Source organism: Neisseria sp. P0021.S005, from assembly GCF_051956955.1.
Window position 1 is genome coordinate 1 of sequence record NZ_JBQCWY010000360.1, and the last position, 3,122, is coordinate 3,122.

A 3,122-nucleotide genomic window follows, 5' to 3' on the forward strand; every position below is an offset into this window, starting at 1 on the left:
CGCTATGGGTGGCAAGAAACAGGCTTTCGACCGTATCGCGCTCGATTTGGTCAAGTTCATGATAAGTCTTGATTTGGCTGTTTGTTTTCATGCGTACCTCGTCAATAATGGCAAGTTGGCCGCCCATAAGGCGGTGTTGTAGGAAATCTTCCAAAGAAACCGGCATTTTTTGCGCCCAGTTCGGATAGCCTTCGGTTACACCCGGGACATTCAGATTGTCAATGACGCCCAGCAGGTTTTCCAGTTGTACGGCGTAAAGCTTGCTGCGGCTCAATGCGCCGTATTTGTGCAAAGCCGCCAGCAAGGTTTCATCGGCCTTTGCCGGCATTTGTACGTCTGCACCCAGACAGCCGGTATATTTCAATTTATCCAGCAAATCGGCTTTATCGTGTTCGCGCTCATCCAAGGCCGTCTGAAAAGCGGCTGCATCTGGCAAAGTACCGAGTTTGAACATCGTATCCAAATCTTTGCCTGTCCAATAACCTGCCAAGGGCGCGACATCGTGGGTACTGATGACCGTAATCGCCTGCTCGGGGTATTCTTCAGGTAATTGAAAACCGTTCCAGCCCTTGCTGAAATACATCACTTTGTAGGAGAACACATGATAGCGGTTGAGCAGATAACGCGCTTGATCGGGTACCGTACCCAAATCTTCGCCGATGATGACGCAACGGTTGCGCTGGCTTTCCAATGCCAAAATGGCAAAAGTCACTTCGGCATCGTAATGCACATACGCGCCGAAATCTGCTGTTTTATCGTTTAAAACCCACCACAAACGACACAATGCCATCACATGGTCAATCCGCAACACGCCATACAGGCGCATGTTTTCGCGCAACAGATGGGCAAACTTTTCATAGCCCGTATGCTTCAACATCGACGGATTAAGCGGCGGCAAATTCCAATTCTGCCCGGTCGGCCCCAAAGGATCGGGCGGCGCACCGACCGATACGTCCATACAATAATCTTGACGGTTTAACCAAGTATCTGCGCTTCCGCGCGCCACGCCGACTGCCAAATCGCCGTAAATACCGAGTTTGACACCGTATTCGGCAGCGGCTTGGTTGACTTCTTGCAACTGCTCCGCGCAAAGCCATTGCAGCCACATATAAAAACGGATTTCCCGCGCATGACTGCGCGCGAATTTTTCTACTGCTTCGCCATTGGGCTGATGAAATTCAGACGGCCACGACTGCCAACCCACTTGTCCAGGACGGCTGTAATACTGGTCCAAAACCTCAAACAAACCGAAGCCCTGTAAGGCTTTGCCTTTTTCCACCACAAACGATTCAAATGCAGCACGTTCATTTACCGCAGCTTCGCAAGTATCTTGTTCAAACGCGTTAAACGCCATGTGCAGTGCATCACGCTTGCATACCCAAACCGCCGTATAAGTCACCGTTTCCGTAACACGCAAAGCGGCAATGCGCTGACGGATTTTCGGTTGTGCCAACCAGTTTTTCAGTTGCTCGTTATAAGTAAACGCACCGACTTTCTCGATATCCAAATAAATCGGATTGAGCCATTCACGCGAAGAAGGGCTATACGGACTGGCAAAGGCAGGCTTGCTGGTAAACAAGGCGTGCAAAGGGTTGATACCGACAAAGTCCAGCTTTTTCTCTGCTGCATATTTCATCAGGTTCAGCAAATCGGTAAAATCGCCTATGCCCCAGTTGCGCTCGGAACGTAGGCTGTACAAATGCATGGTCAAACCATTCATCCGACCGCCATTGGCAAGCAGTTTAGGCTGATAAACCGATTCAGGCGCAACAATCAGGCGCACAAGGCGACATTTGCCGCCGGTCTCGGCCGACAAGGTGTAATAACCGCAAGCCAGTTGGGGCAGCTTAATCCAAAGCGTATCGTTGTCGCCCGGATATAAAGTCAAGTTCTGGCACTCATCCGCCTCATCAATCAATACAACCGCTTCTGCACCATGAAATTCAGACGGCATCTGTAAAGATTCTTCGCCGTTTTCATGCACGATCATCGTATTCAGATAAAGGCCGTCTGAATCCGGTTTGCTTTTGTCCAAAACAGCAACGATCGATTCCAAAACTTCAGGTTTGGTCGCATGATATATACCGTTGATGTCGTGGTAGCCTAAATCAATACCGGCCTCTACGGCCTGCTGCTCCAATGTCTCACTCATTGCACTCTGCCTGTTTTACCAATATCTGAATCTTAATACAGATCTTGTTGCACCGTTACATGTAGTTTATTGTAGTCTCTAACAAAATCCATATTTCCCTGTTTGATTTGACCTGCGCCAAAATTTCCTATTTATCTGTCTTGTAAAAACTTAAAGGCCGTCTGAAAAGGAAGGTTTCATTCCTTTTCAGACGGCCTTTATCATGCTTCAAGCCTGATTAGTGGTGGTGATGACCGTGCGGGCCATGTACGTGACCATGGGCAATTTCTTCCTCGGTCGCATCGCGCACACCTTCAACGGTCGCCTTGAACAATACTTTCATACCGGCCAAAGGATGGTTGCCATCCACTACGGCTTTACCGTCGGCAACATCGGTTACACGATAAATCAATACATCGCCGGTTTCCGGATCATCGGCTTCAAACATCATGCCGACTTCAACTTCAACAGGAAATACGCTTACATCTTCAATGCGTACCAGTTCAGGATCTTGCTCGCCGAAGGCATCATCAGGCGACAAAGCCACTTCAACGGTATCGCCTACATTTTTGCCGTGCAACGCTTCTTCCACTAAAGGGAAAATACCGTCATAACCGCCATGCAGGTAAGCAATCGGCTCTTCGGTTTTGTCCAACAACTGGTTGTTTGCATCGTACATTTCATAATGCAGGGAAACTACGGAATTTTTAACAATAGACATCATGTCATCCTTAATCAATATTTAAAAGTCAAGTTCAGGCTATTCTATCACAGCTGTAACTAAACAATCGGTTTACCTTAAACAAATACTTTTGGTGAACACAACAAAACCGAAAAAGTCCATATAAAAAACAAAATTGAATGATTCCAATCCATAAAAGTTGCTTTTTCACAACACAAAGTTGCTAAATTACAAAAAAATCCCCAAACGCAAAAACATTCCAAACCCTTAAATCCAACAACAGTTAAAAATAATCAAGCTATTGAATAC

Annotated in this window: 2 protein-coding genes; both read right to left on the bottom strand. The window is 47.1% G+C overall.

Going from position 1 to position 3,122, the window contains the following annotated elements:
- Positions 1 to 2,152 (bottom strand): 4-alpha-glucanotransferase (malQ, locus tag ACTHUE_RS14170; protein WP_440423799.1); only part of this gene is annotated, 2,152 nt, incomplete at its 3' end.
- A 217-nt stretch (positions 2,153 to 2,369) separates the two neighbouring features.
- Positions 2,370 to 2,852 carry an FKBP-type peptidyl-prolyl cis-trans isomerase gene (locus ACTHUE_RS14175; protein WP_003683125.1) on the bottom strand — a complete coding sequence of 161 codons (483 nt, stop codon included), beginning with the start codon at positions 2,850 to 2,852 and terminating at the stop codon, positions 2,370 to 2,372.
- Positions 2,853 to 3,122 lie beyond the last annotated feature (270 nt).

Bases quoted from the DNA above. Each gene is read 5' to 3' on its own strand.
- ACTHUE_RS14175 (WP_003683125.1), bottom strand. From the start codon at position 2,852: ATGTCTATTGTTAAAAATTCCGTAGTTTCCCTGCATTATGAAATGTAC.